The sequence below is a fragment of the Lawsonibacter sp. OA9 genome (assembly GCF_022440585.1).
In genome coordinates this window covers 2,133,779-2,158,198 of sequence record NZ_JAKNTI010000022.1, presented here as the reverse complement: position 1 = coordinate 2,158,198, position 24,420 = coordinate 2,133,779, and the positions used below count along the sequence as shown (strand labels likewise).

The 24,420-nt window shown below is 58.2% G+C and carries 26 protein-coding genes, 1 tRNA gene and 1 riboswitch; of the genes, 16 read left to right on the top strand and 11 right to left on the bottom strand.

The features are described from left to right. Positions 1 to 39 precede the first annotated feature (39 nt). Positions 40 to 1,353 (top strand): alpha-amylase family glycosyl hydrolase, encoded by a 1,314-nt coding sequence (locus MCG44_RS11645; protein WP_240288381.1) that lies wholly within the window; start codon positions 40 to 42, stop codon positions 1,351 to 1,353. 54 nt (positions 1,354 to 1,407) lie between these two features. Here the strand turns inward: MCG44_RS11645 and mtnA are convergent, their stop codons facing one another. Genes mtnA through MCG44_RS11615 form a run of 6 tightly spaced genes read right to left on the bottom strand, consistent with a single transcriptional unit; the run spans position 1,408 to position 5,976 of the window. Continuing rightward, complete coding sequence (gene mtnA, locus MCG44_RS11640) at positions 1,408 to 2,490, bottom strand: S-methyl-5-thioribose-1-phosphate isomerase (protein ID WP_240288379.1); 1,083 nt, start codon at positions 2,488 to 2,490, stop codon at positions 1,408 to 1,410. Then, positions 2,487 to 3,182, bottom strand: a complete 696-nt coding sequence (locus MCG44_RS11635; RefSeq protein ID WP_240288377.1) for a class II aldolase/adducin family protein — start codon at positions 3,180 to 3,182, stop codon at positions 2,487 to 2,489. The genes mtnA and MCG44_RS11635 overlap by 4 nt, the downstream gene beginning before the upstream one ends. A 5-nt stretch (positions 3,183 to 3,187) precedes the next feature. Next, entirely contained in the window at positions 3,188 to 4,021 is an 834-nt protein-coding gene (locus tag MCG44_RS11630; protein WP_240288376.1) for an EFR1 family ferrodoxin, read from the bottom strand. 37 nt (positions 4,022 to 4,058) lie between these two features. Continuing rightward, positions 4,059 to 4,346 carry a putative quinol monooxygenase gene (locus MCG44_RS11625; RefSeq protein ID WP_240288374.1) on the bottom strand — a complete coding sequence of 96 codons (288 nt, stop codon included), beginning with the start codon at positions 4,344 to 4,346 and terminating at the stop codon, positions 4,059 to 4,061. A 30-nt stretch (positions 4,347 to 4,376) separates the two neighbouring features. Further along, on the bottom strand, positions 4,377 to 4,799 hold the full coding sequence (gene ruvX, locus MCG44_RS11620; protein ID WP_186851869.1) for a Holliday junction resolvase RuvX: 423 nt from the start codon (positions 4,797 to 4,799) through the stop codon (positions 4,377 to 4,379). Between the two features lie 55 nt (positions 4,800 to 4,854). After that, positions 4,855 to 5,976, bottom strand: coding sequence for a tyrosine-type recombinase/integrase (locus MCG44_RS11615; RefSeq protein WP_240288372.1), 1,122 nt, complete (start codon positions 5,974 to 5,976; stop codon positions 4,855 to 4,857). Positions 5,977 to 6,258: 282 nt separating this feature from the next. On the opposite strand from MCG44_RS11615, the gene MCG44_RS11610 reads away from it, so the two are divergent. Both MCG44_RS11610 and MCG44_RS11605 read left to right on the top strand, forming a co-directional pair. Beyond that, entirely contained in the window at positions 6,259 to 7,839 is a 1,581-nt protein-coding gene (locus tag MCG44_RS11610; RefSeq protein ID WP_240288370.1) for an NAD(P)/FAD-dependent oxidoreductase, read from the top strand. A gap of 207 nt (positions 7,840 to 8,046) precedes the next feature. Continuing rightward, positions 8,047 to 8,613: a hypothetical protein gene (locus MCG44_RS11605; protein ID WP_186851871.1), complete on the top strand. Its 567-nt coding sequence runs from the start codon at positions 8,047 to 8,049 to the stop codon at positions 8,611 to 8,613. A 59-nt stretch (positions 8,614 to 8,672) separates the two neighbouring features. Here MCG44_RS11605 and MCG44_RS11600 read toward each other — a convergent pair whose 3' ends face one another. Continuing rightward, positions 8,673 to 9,569: a rhomboid family intramembrane serine protease gene (locus tag MCG44_RS11600; protein WP_240288368.1), complete on the bottom strand. Its 897-nt coding sequence runs from the start codon at positions 9,567 to 9,569 to the stop codon at positions 8,673 to 8,675. Positions 9,570 to 9,737: 168 nt separating this feature from the next. Here MCG44_RS11600 and MCG44_RS11595 point away from each other — a divergent pair, with 168 nt between their 5' ends. The 6 genes from MCG44_RS11595 (at position 9,738) to deoC (ending at position 15,110) form a co-directional block, all read left to right on the top strand. Beyond that, positions 9,738 to 10,982 carry an adenosylhomocysteinase gene (locus MCG44_RS11595; RefSeq protein ID WP_240288366.1) on the top strand — a complete coding sequence of 415 codons (1,245 nt, stop codon included), beginning with the start codon at positions 9,738 to 9,740 and terminating at the stop codon, positions 10,980 to 10,982. A 31-nt stretch (positions 10,983 to 11,013) separates the two neighbouring features. Next, positions 11,014 to 11,175 carry a hypothetical protein gene (locus MCG44_RS11590; RefSeq protein ID WP_186851872.1) on the top strand — a complete coding sequence of 54 codons (162 nt, stop codon included), beginning with the start codon at positions 11,014 to 11,016 and terminating at the stop codon, positions 11,173 to 11,175. Between the two features lie 47 nt (positions 11,176 to 11,222). Next, positions 11,223 to 11,726 carry a GreA/GreB family elongation factor gene (locus MCG44_RS11585; RefSeq protein ID WP_147571664.1) on the top strand — a complete coding sequence of 168 codons (504 nt, stop codon included), beginning with the start codon at positions 11,223 to 11,225 and terminating at the stop codon, positions 11,724 to 11,726. Between the two features lie 213 nt (positions 11,727 to 11,939). Beyond that, a complete protein-coding gene (locus MCG44_RS11580) occupies positions 11,940 to 12,845 on the top strand; it encodes a 3-hydroxyacyl-CoA dehydrogenase family protein (RefSeq protein WP_240288364.1) in 906 nt (301 codons plus the stop codon). 90 nt (positions 12,846 to 12,935) lie between these two features. Beyond that, a riboswitch (SAM riboswitch) is annotated at positions 12,936 to 13,034 on the top strand. Between the two features lie 97 nt (positions 13,035 to 13,131). Next, the gene (metK, locus tag MCG44_RS11575) at positions 13,132 to 14,319 is read left to right on the top strand and encodes a methionine adenosyltransferase (RefSeq protein WP_240288362.1); all 1,188 of its coding nucleotides are present in this window, start codon (positions 13,132 to 13,134) and stop codon (positions 14,317 to 14,319) included. Positions 14,320 to 14,456: 137 nt separating this feature from the next. Next, entirely contained in the window at positions 14,457 to 15,110 is a 654-nt protein-coding gene (gene deoC, locus MCG44_RS11570) for a deoxyribose-phosphate aldolase (protein ID WP_147571661.1), read from the top strand. Positions 15,111 to 15,161: 51 nt separating this feature from the next. On the opposite strand, the gene spoVAC is transcribed toward deoC, so the two are convergent. Beyond that, positions 15,162 to 15,605 carry a stage V sporulation protein AC gene (gene spoVAC / locus MCG44_RS11565; RefSeq protein ID WP_147571660.1) on the bottom strand — a complete coding sequence of 148 codons (444 nt, stop codon included), beginning with the start codon at positions 15,603 to 15,605 and terminating at the stop codon, positions 15,162 to 15,164. A 117-nt stretch (positions 15,606 to 15,722) separates the two neighbouring features. On the opposite strand from spoVAC, the gene MCG44_RS11560 reads away from it, so the two are divergent. The 7 genes from MCG44_RS11560 to MCG44_RS11530 all read left to right on the top strand — a co-directional run bounded on the left by MCG44_RS11560 (position 15,723) and on the right by MCG44_RS11530 (position 21,367). Further along, complete coding sequence (locus MCG44_RS11560; protein ID WP_240288360.1) at positions 15,723 to 16,238, top strand: DUF6512 family protein; 516 nt, start codon at positions 15,723 to 15,725, stop codon at positions 16,236 to 16,238. Between the two features lie 75 nt (positions 16,239 to 16,313). Further along, positions 16,314 to 16,862, top strand: coding sequence for a 4'-phosphopantetheinyl transferase family protein (locus tag MCG44_RS11555; RefSeq protein WP_240288358.1), 549 nt, complete (start codon positions 16,314 to 16,316; stop codon positions 16,860 to 16,862). 67 nt (positions 16,863 to 16,929) lie between these two features. Beyond that, positions 16,930 to 17,006 (top strand) — tRNA-Arg (locus MCG44_RS11550). A 535-nt stretch (positions 17,007 to 17,541) separates the two neighbouring features. Further along, positions 17,542 to 18,441 carry a DegV family protein gene (locus MCG44_RS11545; protein ID WP_240288356.1) on the top strand — a complete coding sequence of 300 codons (900 nt, stop codon included), beginning with the start codon at positions 17,542 to 17,544 and terminating at the stop codon, positions 18,439 to 18,441. A gap of 233 nt (positions 18,442 to 18,674) precedes the next feature. Continuing rightward, complete coding sequence (locus tag MCG44_RS11540; RefSeq protein ID WP_240288354.1) at positions 18,675 to 19,901, top strand: threonine/serine ThrE exporter family protein; 1,227 nt, start codon at positions 18,675 to 18,677, stop codon at positions 19,899 to 19,901. 21 nt (positions 19,902 to 19,922) lie between these two features. Continuing rightward, entirely contained in the window at positions 19,923 to 20,870 is a 948-nt protein-coding gene (locus tag MCG44_RS11535) for a GDSL-type esterase/lipase family protein (protein ID WP_186851880.1), read from the top strand. Continuing rightward, on the top strand, positions 20,867 to 21,367 hold the full coding sequence (locus MCG44_RS11530; protein ID WP_147571655.1) for a DUF4358 domain-containing protein: 501 nt from the start codon (positions 20,867 to 20,869) through the stop codon (positions 21,365 to 21,367). The genes MCG44_RS11535 and MCG44_RS11530 overlap by 4 nt, the downstream gene beginning before the upstream one ends. 34 nt (positions 21,368 to 21,401) lie before the next feature. Here MCG44_RS11530 and MCG44_RS11525 read toward each other — a convergent pair whose 3' ends face one another. Genes MCG44_RS11525 through prmA form a run of 3 tightly spaced genes read right to left on the bottom strand, consistent with a single transcriptional unit; the run spans position 21,402 to position 24,411 of the window. After that, positions 21,402 to 22,310, bottom strand: a complete 909-nt coding sequence (locus MCG44_RS11525; protein ID WP_147571654.1) for a DUF2156 domain-containing protein — start codon at positions 22,308 to 22,310, stop codon at positions 21,402 to 21,404. A 30-nt stretch (positions 22,311 to 22,340) separates the two neighbouring features. Beyond that, positions 22,341 to 23,435: a metallophosphoesterase gene (locus MCG44_RS11520; RefSeq protein WP_240288352.1), complete on the bottom strand. Its 1,095-nt coding sequence runs from the start codon at positions 23,433 to 23,435 to the stop codon at positions 22,341 to 22,343. A gap of 31 nt (positions 23,436 to 23,466) precedes the next feature. Then, positions 23,467 to 24,411: a 50S ribosomal protein L11 methyltransferase gene (gene prmA / locus MCG44_RS11515; protein WP_147571652.1), complete on the bottom strand. Its 945-nt coding sequence runs from the start codon at positions 24,409 to 24,411 to the stop codon at positions 23,467 to 23,469. Positions 24,412 to 24,420: the final 9 nt, after the last annotated feature.

Below are 24,420 nucleotides of genomic sequence, written 5' to 3'. Positions count from 1 at the left end.
TATCTGCCCCTAAGGGCGGGATGGAAGGAGGGCCTGTCAATGTGGTTTGACGAAGCGGTCATCTATCAAATATATCCTCTGGGCCTGTGCGGCGCGCCGAAGGAAAACGACGGGGTGAGGACCCCCCGCATCCTGCGGCTGCTGGACTGGGTGGACCACATCAAGCGGCTGGGAGCGGACACGGTGCTGCTCAACCCGGTCTTTGACAGCGACCGCCACGGCTATGACACCCGGGACTATTTTACGGTGGACCCTCGGCTGGGGAGCGATGAAGATTTGGCCCAGGTGTGCCGGACGTTCCATCAGGCCGGCATCCGGGTGATGCTGGACGGGGTGTTCAACCATGTGGGACGGGGCTTCTGGGCGTTTCAGGAGGTACAGAAGAAAAAATGGGACAGTCCATACCGGGACTGGTTCCACCTGAGCTTTGACGGGGATACCGAGTATCATGACGGCTTCTGGTACGAGGGCTGGGAGGGCCACAACGAGCTGGTCAAGCTGAATCTGTGGAATCCGGCGGTGATAGAACACCAATTTAACGCCATCCGGTCCTGGATGGAGCGGTTCGGCATCGACGGGCTGCGGCTGGACGTGGCCTACTGCTTACCCCCGGAGTACCTGAAGCGGTTGAGAGCCTTTGCCCAAGGGCTGAAACCGGACTTTGTGCTGATGGGAGAGACGCTGCACGGGGACTATAACCGGTGGATGGGGCCGGAGCTGTGCCACTCAGTGACAAACTACGAGTGCTACAAGGGGCTGTGGTCCAGCTTCAACTCCAGGAATATGTTTGAGATCGGCCACTCCCTTGCCCGGCAGTTCGGGCCGGAGCAGTGGACCTTATATAAGGGGGCCCACCTGCTGTCCTTCCTGGATAACCACGATGTGGACCGCATCGCCTCCCGACTGACCGACCGAAATCATCTGGCCCCGGCCTATGGGCTGATGTTTGGGATGCCTGGGGTGCCGGCGGTATACTACGGCAGCGAGTGGGGGCTGGAGGGCCGGAAGGGACCGGACAGCGACGACGCGCTCCGTCCGGCATTGGAGAGGCCGGAGTGGAACCAGCTGACGGAGCATATCGCCAAACTGGCGGCGGCCAAGAGAAACAGCCCGGCTCTGTGTTATGGGAATTACCGGAATGTAGTGCTGACCAACCGCCAGATCATCTTCGAGCGGAAATGTGAACAGGAGCGGGTGCTGGTGGCGGTCAACGGGGACAGCCAGCCCTATACCGCCCATTTTGACGCCGGCTGTGGTCTGGCCTGGGATCTGATCTCCGGGGAAAAGCACGACTTCGGCGGAGGAAGCGAGCTGCCGCCGTACAGCGTCCGGTTCTGGAAGATGGAGCGGTGAGGGCCGCCCAGAAAAATAGAGAACGAAGCGGCCGCCAGATTGGCGGCCGCTTCGTTATGGGCTGTATGATGGTTCGCCTTGAGAGGGAGAAAACAGGGCTGGCAGGGAGAGGGAGTAGGGAGGGCGGCAGATGCCCCTCTCGGTGATAATGGCGGAAATCAGCGTATGGGGAGTGATGTCGAAGGCGGGGTTATAGCACTTTACCCCGGAGGGGGCCATGGGTTCCCGGTACCACAGAGAGCGGATCTCCTCCCCGTCCCGCTCCTCGATAGGGATGTGATCCCCGTCAGGGCAGCTCAGGTCGATGGTGGAAGTAGGCCCCAATACATAGAAGGGGACCCCATAGTGGCGGGCCAGGATGGCCACCCCGCTGGTGCCGATCTTATTGGCCGTGTCCCCGTTGGCAGCTACCCGGTCGCAGCCCACGAAACAGGCCTGGACCCAGCCGTTTTTCATGACGATGGAGGCCATATTATCGCAGATGAGGGTCACGTCTACCCCAGCCTGCTGAAGCTCCCAGGCGGTGAGCCGAGCTCCCTGGAGCAGAGGCCGGGTCTCGTCCGCGAATACCCGTAGAGAAATGCCGCGCTCCTGGGCCAGCAGGATAGGACCAAGGGCGGTGCCATAGCGGGAGGTAGCCAGAGGGCCGGCGTTGCAGTGGGTGAGTACCCCGTCTCCTGACTGTAAAAGGGACAAACCGTACTCCGAGATTTTGTGGCACATATCCTGGTCCTCCTGATGGATGGCCCGGCACTCCCTGCCCAGCGCCTCCGACATGTGCTCGCCAGCCGAGCCCCGGGCTGCGCGCAGCATCCGATCCACGGCCCAGGACAGGTTGACAGCGGTGGGCCTTGCCCCGGCCAGAGCGGCCCCCAGCCCCTCCAGTTCAGCCAGCAGGGCCGGGCCCTTCCACCCCCGCGCCTCCAGCTGACGGGACAGGGCATACAGGCAGTACCCGGCAAAGATTCCAATGGCAGGGGCGCCCCGGACCCGCAGGGAGCGGATGGCCTCTATCATCTCGGACAGGGAACGGACCTGCCGTTCCTCCAGGCGGTTGGGCAGCTGGGTCTGATCCAGCAGGATAACGATGTCTTCTCCTGGGCCCAGCCGGATATGGTCTGGATAAGGCTGCGTCATGTTCTTCCACCTCCCTGTTCCTCGTGGGGAGTTCTGGACCCGGACAGCGTCCGGTAGTGCCCCTCCAGCCCTCGGATAGCCCCTACCTGCTCTGGTGACAGTTCCACCCCGCCTCCAAGTTGGTGAACGAGGGCAAAGATCTTGGCGGTCTGCTCCACCTGCTCCATCCGGTCAAAGGCATGCCAGAGGTCTCTGCCCCAGGCGATGGCCCCATGGTTGGCCAGCAGGGCCCCATTGCAGCCGGCCACATAGGGGCGCAGGCTGTCGGGGACCTGACTGGTGGAGGGGAGGGCAAAGGGGGCCACAGGCACCTCCCCCAGCCCACTAATGGTTTCGGTCAGATAGTGCTGGGCCAGGGGGCGGCGGCAGATGGAAAAGGCGGTGGCCGCCGGCGGGTGAGCATGGACCACCGCGCCTACATCGGGGCGCTCCCGGTAGACAAGCAGATGCATAGCAGATTCAGAGGAGGGGTGGAGGTGTCCTGCCAACACCCGGCCCTCCAGGTCGCATACTACCAGCATATCAGGGGTCAGCCGGCCCTTGCTTACACCGGAAGGGGTGATGAGTACCTGGTCTTCCCCAATCCGAACGGAAACATTGCCGTCGTTGCTAACCACATAGCCCCGCTGATAGAGCAGCAGGCACACCTGACACAGAGTTTCCCGGTCCTGTTCCATTCCCCAGTCTCCCATGTTCTTCAGATAAAGATCTTGCTCTCCGCCCGGCGGGCAGCGTACAGGTCCTCCAGCTCATGCTGGTGGTATAGGTAGCCCTCATGGTCGAAGTACTTGGCCCCCATGGGGCACTTCTTCACACAGGCGCAGCACTTGATGCACTTGCCCACCACCTGGCTCACATCGTTGGGATCGATGGCCCCCATGGGGCACAGCCGGGCGCACAGGCCGCACCGAACGCACTTGTCCAGGTCGGTGACGGGCTTGGCCTTCAGGAAGTCCTTGATGGGCTCGCCGTTCCGGTCTCGGGGAGTGTAGTAGGGGCGGATGGGGTCGCAGCCCTCCACCTGGACTGGCTCCTCGGGCAGGGCCGTCAGCCCCTTGACCTTCTCGGCGGTCTGCCGGGCCAGCTGGTCCACCAGAGCCATGTCCTCCCCGTCGGGGCGGCCGGCGCCCAGGATCTTGGAGAAGGAGTGCTCGCCCACGATGGCGGCCCCGGCGATGGGCAGAAAGCCGTTGGCAGACATCACTTGTTTGAGCTCCATCAGGCCGTCGTCGAAGTTCCGGTTTCCGTAGAGGACCACGGGGACGGCCAGGGTGCCCTCGCCGTGGATGCTGTTCTGGACGAAGGGCAGCATCATGTTGGGGACTCGTCCGGCATAGACCGGAGTACCCAATACCACCAGTTCATCCGGACCGAACTGCAGCGCGTTTTCCCGGCCCTTGGGCTGGGTGTAGTCATGGGACTTGTACTGGGCTCCCAGTTGCCCGGCCAGGGACTTGGCAAGGTGGGTAGCTACCTTTTCTGTGGTGCCGGTGCCGCTGAAATAGACGGCCCAAACAGTTTTGATTTCCATATGTATTTCCTCCTTCACCATTTTCAACCTGAACCGCTTACGGCAGGTCGTAAGTTTCCAGAATCGTATCGGCCGCGCAGCGATCCTTGACCTCCTGGATCAGCGCCATATGAGGCTGGCCCATGTGGACCTTCTGGGCCTCCCGAGTGGTCCACTTCTCCAGCAGGAGCAGTTTGTCCGGGTCATCCACCGAGGTGAAATAGTCGTATTGCAGACAGCCCTCCTCCCCGCGCACCGCCGCCTGAGCGCCGCTTGCGGCCACTCCGGCCAGAAATTCCTCCCGCTTGCCGGACTTCATGGTGTAGATCACATTGATACCGTACATATTTCTTTCCCCCTTATATCTGTTGAACTCCTATTGTTGAGTCATTCGTTTGAAATTCAGATAGCCCTCCAGAATCAGGGAGGCCGCCACGGCGTCCACTGTCTTTTTCCGCTTTTTGGCGTTCTGTCCTGCCGCAAAAAGGATACGGTGGGCGTCCACGGTGGTCCTCCGCTCGTCCCACAGGATGGGCTTCAGACCGGTGACCTCCTCCACCTGGCCGGCAAAGTCCCGGTATAGCTGGGCCCTAGGGCCCTCGGTGCCGTCCATATTCCGGGGAAAGCCCATGACCAGCTCCTCCACCCGGTAGGCATCCACCAGCTTCTTCAGCTCCTCCAGCACCACCCCGCCCTTCCGGCTGTGGATAGTAGTGGTGGTCCCGGCCAAAAGTCCGGTGGGGTCAGAGATGGCCACGCCGGTGTGGGCGTCGCCGTAGTCAATGGCCATAATACGCATAGACACTCCCTCCTCTCTCTCAAATGATACCGCAAATTTAGAGGGAATACAACGGTTATTTCAGCGCGTCCGACACCCGCATCAGAGTCTCCTCGTGGGTGCGGTCGATGAGGTGGGTGTAGATGCGGCCGGTGGTGGCGGGGGTGGAGTGGCCCAGGGCTTTGCCAATATCGAAGAGGGACACGCCCTGGAAGGAGGCAATGGTGGCAAAGGAGTGGCGCAGGCCGTGGAGGGTGACCCGAGGCAGGTCATTTTTTCGCACGAAGCGGGTAAAGGCCAGGGACAGAGCGTTGGGCGAGTAGGGCAGCTCCTTGTGGTCCAGCACCACATGGCCAGGCTCCTCCCGCCCGCGGAAGAGCGCGTTCTGGCGCGCCCGCTCCTGGTTCAGCAGCCGGAAGATATCTTCGGGGAGATAGAGTGTGCGGACCGAGGCGCGGTTTTTGGTCTCCTTTTGGATGATGGTGGCGCCGAAGGCGGTGCGGGCCTCCCGAATATAGATGACCCGGAGCTGAAAGTTTACATTTTCCCACTTCAGACCGCACAGCTCCTCCCGCCGCAGACCCAGGCTGCCCGCCAGCTTGACAGACAGTTCCAGCCGGTGGCCGGGGAGGAGGGCGTAGAGCCGTTTCAGCTCCTCCGGGGTGTAGAAGTCCGCCTCATAAAGCTTGGACCTGGGGGGCTCCACCCGGTCCATGGGAGAGACCAGCAGCATATCCTGCCGCACCGCCGTCCGCAGGGAGGAGGAAAGAAGGTCGTGGTGCCGACGCATGGTGTTGGAGGAGAGGCTGTTATCCCGCTGTACCTGGGTATAGTATTGCTGGATGTCCTTAGGCGTCAGCTTCAGAAGGGGCATATCCCCCAGGGCTGGGCCCAGGTGATTGTCAATGATCTTTTGATAGGAATACACCGTGGTTTCCGCCCGATTGGGCCGCACGATGGTGTCCATCCAGTATTCCAGCCACTCGGACAGGGTGAGCTGATGCCGGGGGGTCTGGCGCTCCTGATCCCGATGGGCCAGGAAATCCCGCAGTCCCGCCCGGGCGGCGGTCAGGGTGGGAAAGGTACGGTACTGCTTGATCCGCCTGCCCTCCTCATCACGGCCCAGGTCCATACTGACGTAGTACAGATCCCGGGCGTCGTCGTATGAGATATTGCGCTCCACAGTTTTTCTTGCCATGATTTTCATTGCCTCCATTTTCTTTGTATTCTGCTGACGGTCGGCCCCCCGGTACAAATGCGGCGATTTTTCCTCGGCACGGGGGCATAAAAAGAGAATAAATGGGAAAAACTGCTTTTTTCAACATATTTCGACAAATTCTGGGAAAAAGACGGGGATTCGCTCTTCTGGGCAGAGCGGCGGGATGCGAGCTCCAGGCGGAGGAAAAGGAGAAAAAGAGCGATCCAAAACTTCCGCTTTGCCGCCGGCTGTGATACAATACTCTGAAAAGAGGTGATTGAGATGATAAGGATCGGAGGGCTGGCCCTGCCAGTAGACGGGGACCTGGATCAGCTCAGAAAGCGCGCGGCCCGGACGCTGGGTGTGCGCCCTGGGGCACTAGGGGAGCTGGACATCGTCCGCCAGTCCATTGACGCGCGGAGGAAAGATGATGTCCACTATGTCTATACCGTGGAGCTGTCCATGGCCAACGAGGCTTCCATGGTCCGTTCCGCCCCCGGTCGAAACATCTCTCTGACGGAGCGGAGACCCTACGCCTTCCCCGGTGTGGGACGGAAGGCGGCCCTGCCTCCGGTAGTGGTGGGCATGGGCCCGGCAGGACTCTTTGCCGCCTTGTTTCTGGCCCGCAACGGTATTCCCTCTGTCATTTTGGAGCGGGGGCGGGATGTGGACCGGAGGACCCTGGACGTGGGGGCTTTCTGGGACACTGGGATTTTGGACGAGGAGTCTAACGTACAGTTTGGCGAAGGGGGAGCCGGTACTTTCTCCGACGGGAAGCTGACCACTGGGACCCACGATCCCCGCATCTCCGCTGTGCTGGACGTGCTGGTGGAGGCGGGGGCCCCCGCCGATGTCAAGTATTCCCATAAACCCCACATCGGAACCGATATTTTGCGCCAGGTGGTGAAAAATATCCGCCGGGAGCTTATTTCCCTGGGCTGTGATGTCCGGTTTGGCCATCGGTTGACTGGACTGACCGTCAGCGGCGGAGTCCTGGCTGGCATACGGGTGGAGGGCCCGACAGGGCCCTATCGCCTGCCTGCTGACGCCCTGGTCCTGGCCCCTGGCCACTCCGCACGGGATACCTTTACCATGCTAAAGGAGGCGGGGGTGCCCATGGAGAAAAAAAATTTTGCTATTGGGGTGCGCGTCGAACACGACCAGCAGGCGGTGAGCCGCCAGCAGTACGGCCCAGCCTTTTCCAAGCTGCCGCCCTCGGATTACAAACTTGCCTGCCACCTGCCCAGCGGCCGGTCGGCTTTCACCTTCTGTGTCTGCCCCGGTGGGCAGGTGGTGGCGGCCGCCTCCCGGCAGGGGGGCGTGGTCACTAATGGTATGAGCCTGCGGGCCCGGGATGGGGCCAATATCAACGGTGGACTGTTAGTGGGAGTAGGGCCGGAGGACTTTCCAGAGGCGGATGTGCTGGCTGGAGTCTGGTTCCAAGAGCGATGGGAGAAGGCGGCGTTCCAACTGGGGGGTGGAGGCTTCCGGGCCCCTGCCCAGCGAGTGGAGGATTTTCTGCACAAGCGGCCCTCACAGGGCCCTGGCGCCATTCTTCCCACATATCAACCCGGAGTGACTTGGACTGATTTAGAGGGCTGTTTACCCAACTTTGTGTCGGATACCCTGCGGGATGCCTTGCCCCTGATGGACCGAAAGCTGCGGGGTTTCTCTGTACCAGATGGGGTGCTGACCGGGGTGGAGACACGCTCCTCCTCTCCTGTCCGCATTTTACGGGATGAGGGCTGTCAGTCCCCTCTCCATGGCCTGTACCCCTGTGGCGAGGGGGCGGGCTATGCGGGGGGCATTGTCAGTGCGGCGGTGGACGGTATTCGCGTGGCCGAAGCGGTGGCGCGGGGATGAGCCGCCCCCTCGCCGGGGCCCTATCGGGGATGGGGCGGCCGATAGGCCGTAAATGTGGAGCGAAGCGGAGAATTTCCGCAGGGCGAATATTTATTTCGCCCAAGGACAGAAAAGAAAAGGCCCCCCACAGGACTTCTTCTGTGTGGAGGGGCCGATCCAGATACCAGACAGGAGCTGGATTCTGATATTTTCAAAAGGAGAGCTTATATGGACCAGTTGGATGAATTTTTGACCCTTTTATCTGGAAGTTTTGATAACGCCCAGCAGTTCGAGGAAATGCGGCGTAAGGGGGACCTCCAATTTCCTTTTGCCCAGCATATCAATACCGTATGCAACAGCAAGATCAGGAACCTTCCGGAAAACTTTGAGGGCGTTTTCTTAGTGGAAGAGAGTTACTACACGGTAGAAGGAAAGACCCATGCATCCCCTCACCTGTTCCTATTCACAGAGGAAGGCGATAGGGTCAAGCTGACTTCTTATGAACTGCCAGAGGGCTGCGAAAAGGAGCACTTCACCTATCAGGAGATGGATGAGATAGAGTACAGCAGCTTGAAGTGTTCAGACAAATTTAGTCCGGCCCTCTATGAGAAAAAGGGTGACATTTGGGAGGGCGGCAGTGTCAGTATGTTCACTCCTGTGCTTAAATTTACTTTGTTTGAACGCTTTTCTCCGGAGTGTTTAGCGGTATCTGAGACGATGGAAGTTAACGGAAAGCGGACATTTGGCTATGACGTGCCTATCTTGTACCGCAGGATAGAGCAGCGAACTGAATAAAATTAAGAGGGGCACCCCGTAGGGCGCCCCTCTTGATTTTTGGACAAAAATGGCTGCCATCACTGCACATGAGTGTGGTCATTGATGTGCTTCATGCAGTAGCAGTAGTAGCCATTGCACTTGGAGCAGTAGCGGAACTCCATATTGGGATCGTCCGCGTCGGTCAGACCGCAGACGGCACATTTGTGGAGATATCCCTTCCGCTCTTTTACATCCTTTTGGGCCTTCTTGAAGTTGATGGTCTGGGGGGAGGTCCTGTAGCGGATTCGCTCGCTGCCCCGGCCCAGAACAGACATCAGGTCCTCCCAGAAGAAAATGAGGTAGTTCAGGATGGCAATAACGGGAAGAAGGGCCCGCAGGGGTGTGTGGCCAGTCAGGTAGCCAAAGATGTCGTAGGTAAAGAATATGGCGTCCAGCCAGGCCAGCCACTTGACCTTCAGCGGAATGATGCCATAGAGCAGCACCTGCATATCCGGGTACAGAGTGGCAAAGGAAAAGAACATGGAGAGATTCACATAATACATCGTGGCGGTTTCAAAATAATAGCCGCTCAGGTTGGAAGTTATGGGCATCAGCAGATAGGTGACGATGCCTACTACAATGTTCAGCAGCACGCCCAGGCCATAAAAGACTGTGAATCGGGTGGAGCCCCATTGACGCTCCAGAGAGGAGCCGATCCAGTAGTAAAAATAGGTGGTAACGGCAAAGAAGAAGGGGCCCCAGAACCCTCCGCCCACGCTCAGGGGGGAAAAAATAAAGGTAACGAGGCGCCACACCTGGCCCTGAAGGATGAGCTCGGGGTAAAACCGGATGAACATGGAGACCCATCCGTTGGTCAGCATATCTGCGATATAGACAAACACATTGCCCAAAGCGATGTACTTGATTAGATCGGGAATGCCCAGATTGGGATGGTTGTAGCAGAATCGGCTCAAGCCGCGGGATATGGCTCTCATGAAGAAGCCCTCCTCCTGTTGGATGTCAGATAAAAGACATTGTAACCGTTTTTAGAAGAAATGTCTACGTCCAAAGTGTAAACAAATAGCGGAAAAGAAAAATCTCCTTTTGCCGGGAATAAAAGTGTGATAGAATAGGCCGGAGAACAAGGATATGGAGGAAATGCCATGAGCATCGTGAAAGATATGTCCCTGGCCCCATCTGGCCGTCAGAAGATCCGCTGGGTGCGGGATTTCATGCCTGCCCTGTCCGGCATCGAGGAGCGGTTCCGCCGGGAAAAGCCCTTTGCCGGGCTGACCATCGCTGTTTCTGTCCATCTGGAGGCCAAGACCGCCAACCTGGGCCTGGTCCTTCGGGAGGGGGGGGCCGACGTCCATCTCACCGGCTGTAACCCCCTGTCCACCCAGGACGATGTAGCCGCCGCCATGGCGGACCTGGGCGTGGACACCTATGGAGTCTATGGGGTGGACATGGCAGGGTATGAGAATCTGTTGGTGGAAACCCTGAAGTGCCGCCCCCACCTGATCGTGGACGACGGTGGCGACCTCATCAGTCTGCTGGGGGACAGGTGCAACCAGTATGGGGAGCGGCTGATCGGCGGTTGTGAGGAGACCACCACTGGCATCCACCGACTGTACGCCCGCCAGCGGGCCGGCATTCTGCCCTGCCCCATGATGGCGGTGAACGATGCCAAGGCCAAGCACTACTACGACAACAAATACGGCACCGGCCAGTCCACCATGGACGCCATCATGCACACCACCAACCTGATGGTGGCGGGCAAAACGGTAGTGGTGGCGGGCTACGGCTGGTGCGGCAAAGGCATTGCTATGCGGGCCAAGGGCATGGGGGCCAACGTCATCGTTTGTGAAGTGGACCCCTTCAAGGCGCTGGAGGCCACCATGGAAAACTTCCGGGTGATGCCAATGGATCAGGCAGCCCGGCTGGGTGACCTGTTTATTACCGCCACCGGCTGCAAGGACATCATCGTGAAGCGCCATTTCCAGGTCATGAAGGACAACGCCCTGTTGTGTAACTCCGGTCACTTTGACTGTGAGGTGGATGTGGCGGCCCTGGGGGAGATGGCGGCGGAGCGGTTTGACCGCCGGGCCAACATCCGGGGCTACCGCCTGCCCGACGGCCGCACGCTGAATGTGCTGGCCGAGGGGCGGCTGGTCAACCTGGCCGCCGGGAACGGCCATCCGGCGGAGATCATGGATATGTCCTTTGCCGTCCAAGCCCTGTCCCTGGAGTGGCTGGCGAAGCACAGGGGAGAGCTGGAAAAGAAGGTGTACAATGTCCCGGATGAGATCGACGACCAGATCGGCCGGGTAAAGCTGGCTGCCATGGGGCTGGCCATCGACGAGCTGACCCAGGAGCAGAGGGATTATCTGGCGGGCTGGGAGGCCTGAAACGGCAGGACATGGAACAGGGGGGCTATAGGTGAAGCAGATGTTAATGGGGATCTTTCTTCTGCTCCTTGGCGTATGGTGTTATCTGTTTGGAGTTGTGGATCAGGCGGCCCTGTTCGCGGTGCTGGGCGTTCTATTGCCCATCCCCGCTGTGCTCCTGACGCTGTATGGCTTTTTCAATAAAAATAAATAGGGGCTGTCACAGAGTACCCGAATCGGGAAGAAAAGAAGGGACCTGTCATGCATAATGAATTGACCAAAATGGATATCCAAAAAATGCGGGAGGAACTGGACTACCGCCGTGTCACGCTCCGGCCACAGCTTCTGGAGGAAGTAAAGGTGGCCCGCTCCTTCGGCGATTTGAGCGAGAACTTCGAGTATAAGGCGGCCAAGCGGGAGAAAAACAAAAATGAGAGCCGCATCCGATATCTGGAAAATATGATTAAGACGGCGCGTGTTATCGAGGACCGTTCCGCTCCAGACACGGTGGGGCTGTACGACAAGGTGACCATCTATCTGGAGGAGGACGGGGAGGAAGAGAGCTGGCAGGTGGTGACTACGGTCCGCCAGGACGTGCTCAACGGGCTTATCAGTAAGGAATCTCCCATGGGGGCGGCTCTGCTGGGCAAAAAAGTGGGGGAGCGGTTTTACGTCCAGGTCAATCAGGACTACGGATACTACGCCGTGGTCAGGGCCATACAGAAGGGGACGGACGACGGTTCGGCACAGTTGAACCGCTATTAAAAAAGAGCGAAAAAATCGGAAAAACGATTGGGATGGCTGTCAGCCATCCCAATCAATATTTTTAGGACAATATTTGCATATTTTATGGCCATTTATGCTAAGACTTGCGACAGTTGCTATGCTAAGATAGGGCCCGCAAGAACCTGGACCTCCCGTAATTGGAAGGGCGGGAGTAGTCCGGAACTGAAATACGGATGAAAAAGGAGTTTTTATATGGCAATCCAGAATATTTTTGTGGTGGGGGCTGGCCTGATGGGCAGCGGCATCGCCCAGACTGCTATGACCAGCGGTTATCATGTCATCCTCAATGACCAGCGGCAGGAGACGCTGGAGCGGGTCCAGATGGGCATTGAGAGCCGGCTGAAGCACATGGTGGAAAAGGGAACCATGAGTGAGGAGGAGTTTCAGGACTGCATGGGTCGGCTGAAGATCGATACCCGTCTGTCCGCCGCGCGGGAGGCAGACCTGGTGGTGGAGGCCATCTTTGAGAACCTGGAGGCCAAGCAGGCGGTCTTTCGCCAGCTGGAGGAGATATGCCCCGACCACACCATCTTTGCCTCTAACACCTCCTCCATCTCTCTGACCGCCCTGGCCGCCGCCACCAAGCGTCCCTCCCGGGTGGTGGGGATGCACTTCTTCTCCCCAGTGCCCAAGATGAAGCTGTGCGAGGTCATCTTCGGCCTGCTCACCGCCCAGGATGTGCTGGAGGACATCAAGGAGGTGGGCGAGAAAATGGGCAAGACCCTGATTCTGGCCGATGACAAGCCCGGCTTTATCGTCAACCGGGCCCTGCTGCCCATGCTCAACGAGGCCTGTGTCATCGTGGGCTCTTTTATCGGCTCGGTGGAGGACGTGGACAACGGCATGAAGCTGGGCTGTAACCACCCCATGGGTCCCCTGGAGCTGGCGGACATGATTGGATTGGACATCCTGCTCAACGTGATGAACGTGATGGACAAGGAGATCGGCGCCAAGTATCACCCCTCCCTGCTGCTTCGTAAGATGGTCACCGCCGGCTATCTGGGCCGCAAGAGCGGGGCCGGCTTCTACCTGTATGAGAACGGCAAAAAGCTGGGGGTCAACCCAGTGCTGACCCGCCGCCACTCCTTGGAGGGCTGATAGGTCAAGGGACCAGGCCTGTGGAGAAATTTGCGGAAACCAGTTGACAACGGGAGAAAAGTTGATATAATCAATCAGTAAAACTAAATAGCCTTATCAAGAGTGGTTGAGGGACCGGCCCTATGAAACCACGGCAACCTGCCTCTGGCAAGGTGCCAAATCCGGCGGTAGAGTATCGCAAGATGAGGATGCAAGCCAAACTGCAACGCTCCGCCTGCCGCGGGGCGTTTTTTCATCCTCCCAGGCCCTTGTACTCCAAGGGGAACGAAAGAAAGGAAAGAATATCATGGCAAAGCGACTGTTTACCTCTGAATCTGTAACCGAAGGACACCCCGATAAGATCTGTGACCAAATCTCCGACGCGGTGCTGGACGCCATGCTGGAGCAGGACCCTATGTCACGGGTGGCCTGTGAAACCACCGTGACCACGGGGCTGGTCCATGTGATGGGCGAGATTACCACTAACTGCTATGTGGATATCCCCAAGATCGCTCGTCAAGTAATCAAGGACATCGGCTATGACCGGGCCAAATTTGGCTTCGACTGTGACACCTGTGCCGTCATTACCTCCATTGACGAGCAGTCTCCGGACATTGCTATGGGGGTAAACAAGGGGCTGGAGGCCAAGGAGGGCACCATGGACGACGGGCTGGATAATGGCGCCGGCGACCAGGGGATGATGTTTGGCTACGCCTGTGATGAAACGCCTGAGCTGATGCCGCTGCCCATTTCCCTGGCCCAGAAGCTGGCCATGCAGCTGACAAAGGTTCGCAAGGAGGGGAAGGCGAGCTATCTGCGTCCAGATGGCAAGAGCCAGGTCACCGTGGAGTACGACGATGACAACCGGCCCGTCCGGGTGGACGCGGTGGTGGTGTCCACCCAGCACGGCCCTGAGGTCGAGCTGGAGCAGATCCGGCGGGATATGATCGAGCTGGTCATCAAACCCATTATCCCCGCCCAGCTTATGGATGAGAACACCAAGATCTATGTCAATCCCACCGGCCGCTTTGTGGTAGGAGGACCTCAGGGGGACTCCGGACTCACCGGTAGGAAAATCATTGTAGATACTTACGGCGGCTCCGCCCCCCACGGCGGCGGCGCCTTCTCCGGCAAGGACCCCACCAAGGTGGACCGCTCCGCCGCCTATGCCGCCCGGTGGGTGGCCAAAAACGTGGTGGCTGCCGGACTGGCGCGCCGCTGCCAGATCCAGCTGGCCTACGCCATCGGGGTAGCCCGTCCTGTTTCCGTCCGGGTGGACACCTTTGGCACCGGCACCCTCTCTGACGCCCGGCTGGAGGAGGCGGTAGGGCGGGTTTTCGACCTGCGCCCCGCCGCCATCATTCGGGACCTGGACCTGCGTAGGCCCATCTACCGGCAGATAGCCGCCTATGGTCACTTTGGCCGGAGCGACTTGGATCTGCCCTGGGAGAAGCTGGACCGGGTAGAGGAGCTGAAGGCCGCCCTCGGTGTGTGAGCCGCTGACACTGGAAACGGGGAATCCTCGGATAAGGTCGAATTAAGGCTGGACAAAATCGGGTATACTGGTATAGAATGGGACGGCGAGATATTTGTCCGGACCAAGTCCGATTTTTGTAAGGGAGAACATAACCGATGGAGCATCAGGAAATTTTGAACCGGGTGGACCATACCATCCTAACCACAACTGCCACTTGGGAACAGGTGAAGGCTGTCTGTGACGAGGGGCTGGCCTATTCCACCGCCTCTGTCTGTATCCCGCCCCGCTATGTAAAGAAGGCGGCGGACTATGTGGGGAACCGGCTGAAGATCTGCACCGTCATTGGCTTCCCAAACGGCTATTCCACCCCGGAGGTAAAGGTCTTTGAAACAGAGGACGCTATCCGCAACGGCGCTGACGAGATCGATATGGTCATTAATCTGGGGCAGGCCAAATCAGGAGATTGGGAGGGCGTGCTGTCTGAAATCAAGGCGGTAAAGGCCTCCTGCAAGGGCCGCATCCTGAAGGTTATCGTGGAAGCCTGCCAGTTGACCCAGGAGGAGAAGGTAGCCGCCTGCCGGGTGGTGTCCATGTCCGGAGCCGACTTTATTAAGACGTCCACAGGATTTTCCACTGGTGGAGCCACTGTGGAGGATGTGAAGCTGTTTAAGGAACATATCAGCCCTGACATCGGCGTCAAGGCGGCGGGCGGGATCCGCACCTTTGAGCAGGCTCAGGCCATGATCGAGGCCGGTGCCGACCGCATCGGAGCCAGTGCCCTTGTGGCCCTGGCCCGCCAGGAGGGCTGAAGAGTAAAAAAGCTGTCTGTCCCATATGGGACAGACAGCTTTTTTACCGCCTCATACCAGCTGGAACAAAAGTAAGATAAGGCCGTAAATGACACTGGCAGAGATACCAAAGACCAGCACGGGCCCGGCCACTACAAAGAGCTTGGCCGCTGTGCCGGTGATGAGTCCCTCGCTTTTGAATTCCAGGGCTGGGGAGACCATGGCGTTGGCAAAGCCGGTAATCGGGACCAGGGTACCGGCTCCGGCCCGTTTGGCCAGTTTGTCAAAGCAGCCCAGGCCAGTGAGCAGGGCGGCCGCAAAGATCAGGGTGACAGACACCGCCGTCCCCGCCTGGTCTTTGTCAAGCCCCCAGCTCTGATAGAGGTTGGAGAGCCCCTGCCCAATGGTACAAATGGCGCCCCCCACCAGAAAAGCCCATACCAGATTTTTTCCCATAGGAGATGGCTTGGAGCGGTCGTTTACCAGCTTGCCATAGTCCTGATTGGTCATGTCCATAAAAACACCCCGTGGAAAATAGATTTTCCCTAGTTTGACTCCAGAAAGAAAAAATATACCATCTAGAAGAATAAATCCTTCTTCTTCCGCATAAGGTGAAGCGGAGAGGTGATCCAGATGTTCTATGGCAAGCGCGCGTTGATCCTGACCTGCCTGCTGGCCATGCTGGCCGGGACTGGGCTGCATTTTCTGTATGAGTGGCTGCCTAACCCAGTGACGGCTCTGCTGTCTCCAATCAATGAGAGCCTGTGGGAGCATATCAAACTGATATACTGGCCCTATCTGGCTGCCGCCCTTTGGCTGAACCGTGGCAGGCCGGGTGGTATCAGACCGTGGCTGTTGGCGTTGCCGATCATGAGCGGACTCATGCTGCTGCTAGGCTATCTCTACCACATAGTCCTGGGGGGAGAAGCTATGGCGGTGGATATTGCAATTTTTGTGGCTGTGATGGTTTTCGGCTTCTGGTTTTCCACCCGATTTTCCGGACCTTTCCATGGCGCAAAGTGGATGGTGCCCATTCTGCTCGTGGTGGGAATGGGCATCCTGATCGCCCTGTTTACACTGTGGCCCCCGGACCATATCCTATTCATAGATTTGTCCAAGACTGGGGCCTGGTACCAGATCCCCTGTTGATGCTGGGGTCCCCGTGAGCCCCCTTGCCTGCTTGAGAAGGAAATGGTACAATGGCACAGAGGAGGCGGGTGGTCAGTGGAACTGTTTGGCATGGAGATCCAGAAGCGGCAGGATGCCTATCAGCTGTTGGCCCTGGCTCTCCGGGAGAGCCGGGGGCTGACGCGGATGCCGGAACTGGACCGGAAACCTGGCGGAAAGCCCTATTTTCCTCATGAGGAGGGGCTGGAATTCAATCTGAGCCACAGCGGGCATCTGGCCCTCTGCGCTTTGGATAACGCCCCGGTCGGAGCAGACGTCCAGATGGTCAGAGAGTGGCGGCCCGGACTGCCCGCCCGGGTCTGTGGTCCGGAAGAGTTGGCCTGGCTGGAAGGGCAGCCGGACTGGTGGAGGTCCTTTTCCCTGCTATGGTCACTGAAAGAGAGCCGGGTCAAAGAGAGCGGGCAGGGATTGAGGGGGACCATCCGGTCCATCCGGGTCCCGATGATGGGAGAAGGGGAAACCCGGCAGATGGATGGCCTCTGGTTCCGGACTTACGGGGGAGCGGGCTGGGTAGCCGCAGTGTGTGGGGAGGCCCAGCCGCCGGTGAAGATATGCTGGTGGCGTCGTCTGGAAAATGAAAAATAAAACAGGGGAAAATCCTCTTTACAAACGGGGAGGATTCTGATATAATAACGGAGCGCTGTTAAGAGATGCGTCCGTAGTTCAATTGGATAGAGCGTCAGATTCCGGTTCTGAATGTTGGGGGTTCGAGTCCCTTCGGGCGTGCCACGTCGGAGCAAGCGTTGTATCGCTTGCTCCGACTTATTTTATAAGTCAGAGCGCGCTTACGCCGCTGCTCCTCCTTTCCAAATCGAACCCACTGCGTTGGGCTTCGATTAGGGGCGCCCTGTGGGCGGCGCTTTTCACCATTATAAAAATATCGGTTTTAACCGTTATTTACAAGTTAATAGCTGCATTTCAGTCTTGAAATCAAGGCTGAAATGCAGCTTTTTCTATGATGAAACCTCCATGATATACTACTGGTCAGTGATATCATGGGGTTTTGCTATGTCTGAGTATATGATCGAAATTTCACAGGAGAAAGAAAAAGATACTATTTGGAGCAAGCAATTAAGGATCGCCGCTTATTGCCGGGTCAGTACCGCTTATAATGAGCAACAGCGGTTCATCATAAAAAATAAAAACTAGTTGAGATTTTTTGTAAGCGGGTGTATGATTACCCTAATACCTATCTGCTAGTAGGCCCCTTGTCACCGCCTGGCGGGGTGTGGACATGGGGAAAAGGAGGAAATAGAGGGACTGTATGAACTTTCATATTGTCAGTGACAGCTCCTGTGATTTAGGACGGGAGAGGCTCCAGCAGCTTGGTGTGGATATGGTGTCCTATTATGTGGCGCTGGGGGATGAGGTCTATTACCGGGAGGAGCGGGATATCTCCACCCACGACTTTTACCAGAAGATGGCGGACAATCCCGGAGTATTTCCTAAAACCTCTATGCCTACTTTGGAGGACTATCTGGAGGCATTTCGTCCACAGGCCCAGGCAGGGATGCCGGTACTGTGTATTTGCCTGAACGAGTCGTTCAGCGGATCGGCCCAGTGCGCTAGAAATGCCAGGACAGTACTGCTGGAGGAATACCCTCAGGCCCGAATCTATGTAATGGACTCCCAGTCGGCCACTGTGCTGCAGGGGCTGCTTGTAGAGGAAGCGGTGGTCCTTCGGGACCGGGGCAGCACGTTGGGGGAAGCCATAGATGCTCTGGAGAAGATACGGTCTACTGGCCGCATCTTTTTTACCACCAATGACCTGGAGTACCTCCGCCACGGCGGCCGCATCGGTAAGGCGGCCGCGGCTACTGGTACACTGTTGAAGGTTAAGCCCCTCATTGGCTATCAGGACCGGGAACTGGTGTCCGACGGAATTGCCCAAGGGAGAAAAAAATCCCTTCAGCGGGTGCGGGATCTGTTTTTCCGCTATGTGGACCGCAAGGAATTGGATTTGGACGATTACAGAGTGGCCACTGGCTACGGACTGGATCGGGAGGAATATGACCTATTCACCCAGCAGATCCGCGAGGGTCTTGCGACACGGGGATTTGATATGCCTGATTTCCGCCCTTATCAGATTGGTGTGACCATCGGCGTCCATACCGGGCCAACCCCTATTGGAGTGGGGCTGATGCGCAGAGTGGTGAGGCCCTGAACCGGCGAGCCACGATTTCGATCCGGCAAATCTTATGGAGCCGCCCATGCTAGACACATGGGCGGCTTTTTCATAGCGCCCATTATTTAGAAAAGGGAGGAAGAGGGCCATTGGAGCAGCCGCCCCAGCGAATAGGCGATACAGCATGTCCAGGTGGGCAAAAATGTAATTGGATTGTTACTTGTAATTTTGTAAAAACATGATATCCTGTTCTAGTGGAGAGGGGACATTCGATGGATTACGACAAGCTGCTCAATTTAGGCACCGAGCTGGGCTGCCGATTGATGGAGAGCGGGGCGGAGATATACCGTGTCGAGGAGTCCGTCCGCCGCCTGCTGACTGCCTACGGCGTAGAGCCACAGGTATTTGCCATCCCCAACTGCCTAATCGTCAGTGTCAACACTCCAGAGGGGCATCCATTGACTCGTATGTGCCGCATCCCTGCCCACGGAACGGATATTGAACTGCTGGAGCGGTGTAACCAGCTCTGCCGCTACCTGTGTAATCAGCCTGTCCCGGTCCTTGAGGCACAGGAGTTGGTAGCCGATCTGCCAAGGGGGCTCCGCGGCTTTTCCCCTAAAATTTTAGTATTGGCCTATGGGGCTACAGCGGCCTTCTTTGCTCTGTTTTTTGGCGGAGGGCTGTTGGAATGGCTGGCCGCAGCCTTGTGCGGTCTGGCCGCCGGTGTCTGTCTGCTCTACGGACAGCGTTTCATTGGCTCTAATACCTTTTTCCGTACGACCATCTGTGCCGCGCTCATTTCCGGACTGGCGCTTCTTTTGGTCACACTGGGGCTGGGAAAGGATCTGGAGGCCATCTCCATCGGCGCGCTGATGGTGCTGGTGCCTGGTATGGCCCTGACGAATGCTATGCGGGAAATTATGGCCGGTGATGTATTCTCCGGGCTGAACCGGACAGCAGAGGTCATTCTGGTGGCCACCGCCATCGCCTTGGGTACTGCTCTGCCCCTGCTGCTGGGTCAGGGCGCTCCAGGAGGTGGGGGCGGGCAAACAGAGGGGATCGATCTGCTGCCCTGCCTGTGGGCTATGCTGGCCTGTGTAGGCTTTGGGTTGGTGTTCAATATCCAGGGCTGGGGGGTGCTGATCTGCGGCTTTGGGGCCGGGCTGGGTTGGCTGGCCTATCTGGCGGCCATGGAGCTGTCTGCCAACGATATCCTTTCTGCGTTTCTGGCGGCTGTGGTGATTGGAGGATACTCTGAATGGATGGCTCGCCTGCGCCGCTGCCCAGTAACGGGGTACCTCCAGGTAGCACTATTGCCTCTGGTGCCGGGAGCGGGTATCTACCACGCCATGCAGTATTGTGTGAGTGGTTATACCCAGCTGTTTCTAACTACGCTGCTGCACACGTTTGGAATGGCCGCCGCCCTGTCGGTGGGGGCTATGCTTACATCTTCTGTTCTACGGGCGATCCTGCCCAGATTTGCCCCCCTGGGGCGATAGGTTGATTTTTGGAGGTACGATATGTATAGAGGTCGTAGAAAATACCGGACCTATTGGACCATATTCCTGATTTTAGCGGCGGCTGTCGTTCTGGCCCTCGCGGTAGGGATGGGGCTGTCAGCCCCAAAGGATACCGGCGGAGACGCTTCCGGGGGGCGGAACGATACTTCGACCCAGCCGGGGACGGGGAGTGGGAGCGGCGCTGCATCAGAGGTGGACGATTCCTCCGCTATACCCCCTGACAGCTCCAACCCGTCAGGCGATCTGACAGAGGAGCCAGACCAACCGGAGGAGAAGGATGAGCCGGAAGCGGGCTATGACTTTTCCCAGCCCGCTCCCCAGTCTGATCCGGTGGATAACAGCTACTTTGATGACGCGGCCTTCGTGGGAGATTCCCGTACCGATGGATTTATGATATACAGCGGTATAGGGACGGGCAAGAATCTGACCTCCAATGGCCTTTCTATCTTCAAGCTGGGGGAGAAGAAGGCTTTGACTATCAATGGGGAGAAGTATACTTTGCTGGAGGCGCTGGCACTGGAACAGTACGGCAAGGTCTACCTTTCTCTTGGCGTCAACGAGCTGGGATATTTTAACGATCAGGGCTTTTACGACAGCTATTGCAGCGCCATCGACGAGATTCGGACGCTGCAGCCCAATGCTGTGATCTATATTCAGGGGCTGATTCCGCTGAATGAGGGTGTCATCGCTCAGACTGGGGGCCGGGACTATTTGACCAACGAACACCTCCGAGTGTATAACGATTTGATGAAGAAGGCGGCGGAGGAGAAGCAGGTGGTATTTCTGGATCTGTACTCTGAGTTCGTCGATGAAAACGGGGAGCTGCCCGCGGATGCCAGCAAGGACGGCATTCATCTAAGTAAGGCTTACTGTCAGAAGTGGTTGGCCTATTTGCAGACCCACACTGTGGACTATGACACCCTATATCCGAAGGAGGAAGCGCGATGAAAAAATTTTTGACCGCCGCCCTAGCCCTGGTCTTGCTACTGACCCTGGCTGCCTGCGGCGGCAGGGAGGGCAAGGAGGACCCCTCTGGCAGCCCCGCCCTCTACGGCGTTAGCGAGGTCCAGAGTGTGGTGGATGCCGGCGCCTTCTCCGAGTCCCTGGAGGAGGTAGACGCCGACACCGCCTTCGCTCTGTATAAGCTGGCCGACTACGGCCTGGAGCGGGAGAATATGTACGATGCCTCCGTGATCCGCTCCGCCGGCGCTACCTGCGAGGAGATGGCGGTGCTTTGTTTTGACAGCGAGGAGCAGGCTTCCAAGGCGGTGGAGGCCCTGGAAGATTATGTGGCCGGTCAGATCACCGCTAACGAGGACTACCGCCCCGCCGAGATCCCCAAGCTGGAGAACGCGCTGGTGAAGCAGCTTCAACACACCGTCCTGCTGCTGGTGGCCAACGACTATGAGGCCGCCGCCATCGACGCTTACCATTCCAAATCGTGAAAAAACACCGGGTCCAATCTGGACCCGGTGTTTTTTACTTTTGGCAGAAGGCGCAGGGCTCCTCCACCGTGACGGTGTACTTCTCCAACAGGGCGATGGGGTGATAGGACAGCTTGCTGGTACGAAGGCCCAGATCACCGGCATCATCCTCGCGGTTGATGAAGGCGATGCCTTCCGTAGCGAAATGCTGGGCGAACTGGGCGACCAGCATCTGGTAGCAGCCCTCGTAATCCCGGTCCGCCTTCTCGATGTGGGTAAACAGGGTGTCGCCAATGATCTCTCCCAGGGAGAACCCGGCGATTTGCCCATCCACCAGCAGCATACCGCCCAGCAGGTCATAGGTCTGGTAATTGTCCAGCACTTCATGAGTCTTGGCGATATCCTCATGGAAGGAGGCCGCGGATTTGTCTACCCGGCTGGCATAGCGGTCCAGAAAGCCCTTGACCGATGGAATATCCTCTGGAGCGATGGGGCGGAACAGCCAGCTGCCATAGGTCTTGAGAAATTTGTTTACATGGTTGCGCTGGCCACTGAGCTTTTTCCCCCGAAAATACTTCAGATCCTCCGCACGGTACAGATAGTCAAAATTGTCCCGCTCTGTGGCGGCGGTGCTGGCAGGGAAAAAGTCCTGAAGGCGCTCCAGCTCATCCTTGGAAACCGGATAAAACTGGATAGGCATTTCCCGCCGGCAGCAGTAGTCGGCAATCTGACGGTAGTGTTCCGTCCGGCCGCCGCCCAGGGGCAGGGTAAAGGTGGGGCCCAGTCCAGGGTAGTCCACTTTGAAATAGAGGGAGCCGTCATAGATAGCCCACTCGGTCTTGTACATATCCCGCCAGATAAAGACGGTGCCAGGGGTGGTGTCGCAGATACGGCTTCCGCTGTATCCGAAAAATGGGCGCAGTCTGGGGAAGTCTTCCAGCTGCAGGGGGTGGAAATCCAACATAGATCCAAATCCTTGTCTATTTATTTCTTTTTACAGTATATCCGATAACCGGCCATAATACCAGCCAGTACGTCCTTCTTTTTTGCACAAATATCCCTGTGAGGTGGAAGCTACAACGGTCAGCCGGTCGCCAGGGGATACAGGAAGCGCATAGTCGGTGGAGTCCTCGCACCACAGGCCATTGGGTCCACGGCGGAGGTAACGGTTCAGGATGGGCAACACCCGGCCTGTTTCCAGGTGGCGGCATAGGGAGGTGTCCTCTCCCTTCTCCAGCAGTTCCAGGCCGCTTCGGCCCCAGCGGACGTTGACTGAGTCGGAGGAGGGGGACTGCCCATCCAGAGCAACGGCGACGGGCAGTCCATCAAAGGCGTCCCAGCTGAATTCCTCCGAGTCCTCAGAGGGGAGGATCAGGGCATTGAGCTGGCCGTCCAGCTTCAGCACACAGCCGCCGTCGATAGAGGCGATTTTCCGATCCCGGAGCAGGATGGGGGCGGCGGAGGGAATGTTGGGGTCGTATAGCGTCACTGGCCAGTGGCCCACAATGACCCACTTGGGAAAAGACCGGCCCTGTCCCAGAAAATCGTCGTTTTTCATGCACCGCCAGCGGTCCAACTCCTCCATCCTTTCCAGGGAGGGAATACCCCCGTGGACAAAGATCAGATGCTCGGTTTCCAGAATGGTGGGCAGCGAAGCCAGCCAGGTCCGCTCCCGTGGAAAAGCCCGCCGCAGGTCCTCACGCAGCCGGGGCAGATCCTCCAGCTGTTCAAAGCCGCCCTCCCGAGCCATCTGCCGGAGAGTGGATTCGGGGTGCTGGGGCAGATAGACGGAAAAAAAGTGCTCATCCAGCTCGTCTGTTTCAAAGAAGCGGTGGACCAGACCGTCGCAGTTGCCGCACAGGGGATAGACGGTGTGAGTCCGTGGCAGCTCCATAAGATGGCGCAGCAGAGCCAGACTGTCCTGCCCTTTTTCCAGCATATCCCCCACCAACACCAGGATATCCTCAGGGGACAGCCTGATTTGGTCCATTAGAGCCTGAAAAAAGGGCAGGTTGCCGTGAATATCGCTGACAGCGATGACCCTTCTATTGGAGGGAAATTGGGGACGAATGACAATGGCGCGGTCCATAGGAGGGGCTCCTTTCTGCGGAGGTTGGGGTTTAGCCCAGTTTAGACTCCAGAGCCACCCAGCCGTTTTTCTCCCGGCGGCGAGTGACGGTCAGTCCATTTTTTACAAGGGCTTCTTCCACCTCGTGGGCACGGGTGTCGATGATGCCGGAGCACAGGAACACCCCGTCCTCTTCCAACAGGCGGGGGACTTGGGCGGATAGGGGGATAATGACGTCGGCTACGATATTGGCCAGCACCAGATGGTACCGCTGCCGGGCCAACTCGCCGGCCAGGGAGCGGTCAGAGAGGACATCCCCGGCCCGGACGGTATACCGGTCCTTCCCGATGCCGTTGAGGGCGGCATTTTCATAGGCCACGTCCACCGCCTTGGGATCAATGTCCACGGCGACTGCGGTGCTGGCCCCCAGGCACAGAGCGGCGATGGAGAGGATGCCGCTGCCGCAGCCCAGGTCCAGCACTGGCCGTCCGGGGGCGGTGTGCTCCTCCACTCCCTCCAGGCATAACTGGGTGGAGGCGTGGGACCCGGTTCCAAAGGTGAGGCCGGGGTTGAGATACAGCGGGCTGCGGCCTTGGGGGATAGGCTCCTCCCGTTCCCACTGGGGAACCACATACAGCCGCTGGCCAATCGCAAGAGGCCTGTAGTATTTCTGCCAGCTATATGCCCAGTCGTCGTCCGTAAGGGGGGTGACAGTATACTCTTGATCTAGTCCACGGGTATAGCGGGCCAGTTGCTCCCGGCCGTCGGTGTCATCCGTGACATAGAATTTGATCCGGGTGACTCCCTTCATCCGGTCCAGCAGCTCCTGGTCCACATAGTCCCAGTATTGCCGGTTCTGCTCCAGAAACTGGAGAAAATCTCCTTCATCCTCGATGACCAGTCCATCCATACCAGCGGCAGTCAGCTTGGCGGACACTTGGTCCAGTTGGTCGGGGGTGGTATTGACGGTGATCTCCAGCCATTTGATATCGGCCATGTTGATCCT

What these genes read in the sequence shown, in the direction of transcription:
- MCG44_RS11530 (WP_147571655.1), top strand. Translation starts at nt 20,867, where the DNA reads ATGAAAAAATTTTTGACCGCCGCCCTAGCCCTGGTCTTGCTACTGACC.
- MCG44_RS11635 (WP_240288377.1), bottom strand. Translation starts at nt 3,182, where the DNA reads ATGGGAGACTGGGGAATGGAACAGGACCGGGAAACTCTGTGTCAGGTG.
- prmA (WP_147571652.1), bottom strand. Translation starts at nt 24,411, where the DNA reads ATGGCCGATATCAAATGGCTGGAGATCACCGTCAATACCACCCCCGAC.
- MCG44_RS11615 (WP_240288372.1), bottom strand. Translation starts at nt 5,976, where the DNA reads ATGGCAAGAAAAACTGTGGAGCGCAATATCTCATACGACGACGCCCGG.
- MCG44_RS11520 (WP_240288352.1), bottom strand. Translation starts at nt 23,435, where the DNA reads ATGGACCGCGCCATTGTCATTCGTCCCCAATTTCCCTCCAATAGAAGG.
- MCG44_RS11540 (WP_240288354.1), top strand. Translation starts at nt 18,675, where the DNA reads ATGGATTACGACAAGCTGCTCAATTTAGGCACCGAGCTGGGCTGCCGA.
- MCG44_RS11560 (WP_240288360.1), top strand. Translation starts at nt 15,723, where the DNA reads ATGTTCTATGGCAAGCGCGCGTTGATCCTGACCTGCCTGCTGGCCATG.
- MCG44_RS11610 (WP_240288370.1), top strand. Translation starts at nt 6,259, where the DNA reads ATGATAAGGATCGGAGGGCTGGCCCTGCCAGTAGACGGGGACCTGGAT.
- MCG44_RS11625 (WP_240288374.1), bottom strand. Translation starts at nt 4,346, where the DNA reads ATGTACGGTATCAATGTGATCTACACCATGAAGTCCGGCAAGCGGGAG.
- MCG44_RS11585 (WP_147571664.1), top strand. Translation starts at nt 11,223, where the DNA reads ATGCATAATGAATTGACCAAAATGGATATCCAAAAAATGCGGGAGGAA.
- MCG44_RS11600 (WP_240288368.1), bottom strand. Translation starts at nt 9,569, where the DNA reads ATGAGAGCCATATCCCGCGGCTTGAGCCGATTCTGCTACAACCATCCC.
- MCG44_RS11630 (WP_240288376.1), bottom strand. Translation starts at nt 4,021, where the DNA reads ATGGAAATCAAAACTGTTTGGGCCGTCTATTTCAGCGGCACCGGCACC.
- MCG44_RS11605 (WP_186851871.1), top strand. Translation starts at nt 8,047, where the DNA reads ATGGACCAGTTGGATGAATTTTTGACCCTTTTATCTGGAAGTTTTGAT.
- ruvX (WP_186851869.1), bottom strand. Translation starts at nt 4,799, where the DNA reads ATGCGTATTATGGCCATTGACTACGGCGACGCCCACACCGGCGTGGCC.
- spoVAC (WP_147571660.1), bottom strand. Translation starts at nt 15,605, where the DNA reads ATGGACATGACCAATCAGGACTATGGCAAGCTGGTAAACGACCGCTCC.
- deoC (WP_147571661.1), top strand. Translation starts at nt 14,457, where the DNA reads ATGGAGCATCAGGAAATTTTGAACCGGGTGGACCATACCATCCTAACC.
- MCG44_RS11545 (WP_240288356.1), top strand. Translation starts at nt 17,542, where the DNA reads ATGAACTTTCATATTGTCAGTGACAGCTCCTGTGATTTAGGACGGGAG.
- MCG44_RS11580 (WP_240288364.1), top strand. Translation starts at nt 11,940, where the DNA reads ATGGCAATCCAGAATATTTTTGTGGTGGGGGCTGGCCTGATGGGCAGC.
- MCG44_RS11535 (WP_186851880.1), top strand. Translation starts at nt 19,923, where the DNA reads ATGTATAGAGGTCGTAGAAAATACCGGACCTATTGGACCATATTCCTG.
- MCG44_RS11595 (WP_240288366.1), top strand. Translation starts at nt 9,738, where the DNA reads ATGAGCATCGTGAAAGATATGTCCCTGGCCCCATCTGGCCGTCAGAAG.
- MCG44_RS11645 (WP_240288381.1), top strand. Translation starts at nt 40, where the DNA reads ATGTGGTTTGACGAAGCGGTCATCTATCAAATATATCCTCTGGGCCTG.
- MCG44_RS11525 (WP_147571654.1), bottom strand. Translation starts at nt 22,310, where the DNA reads ATGTTGGATTTCCACCCCCTGCAGCTGGAAGACTTCCCCAGACTGCGC.
- metK (WP_240288362.1), top strand. Translation starts at nt 13,132, where the DNA reads ATGGCAAAGCGACTGTTTACCTCTGAATCTGTAACCGAAGGACACCCC.
- mtnA (WP_240288379.1), bottom strand. Translation starts at nt 2,490, where the DNA reads ATGACGCAGCCTTATCCAGACCATATCCGGCTGGGCCCAGGAGAAGAC.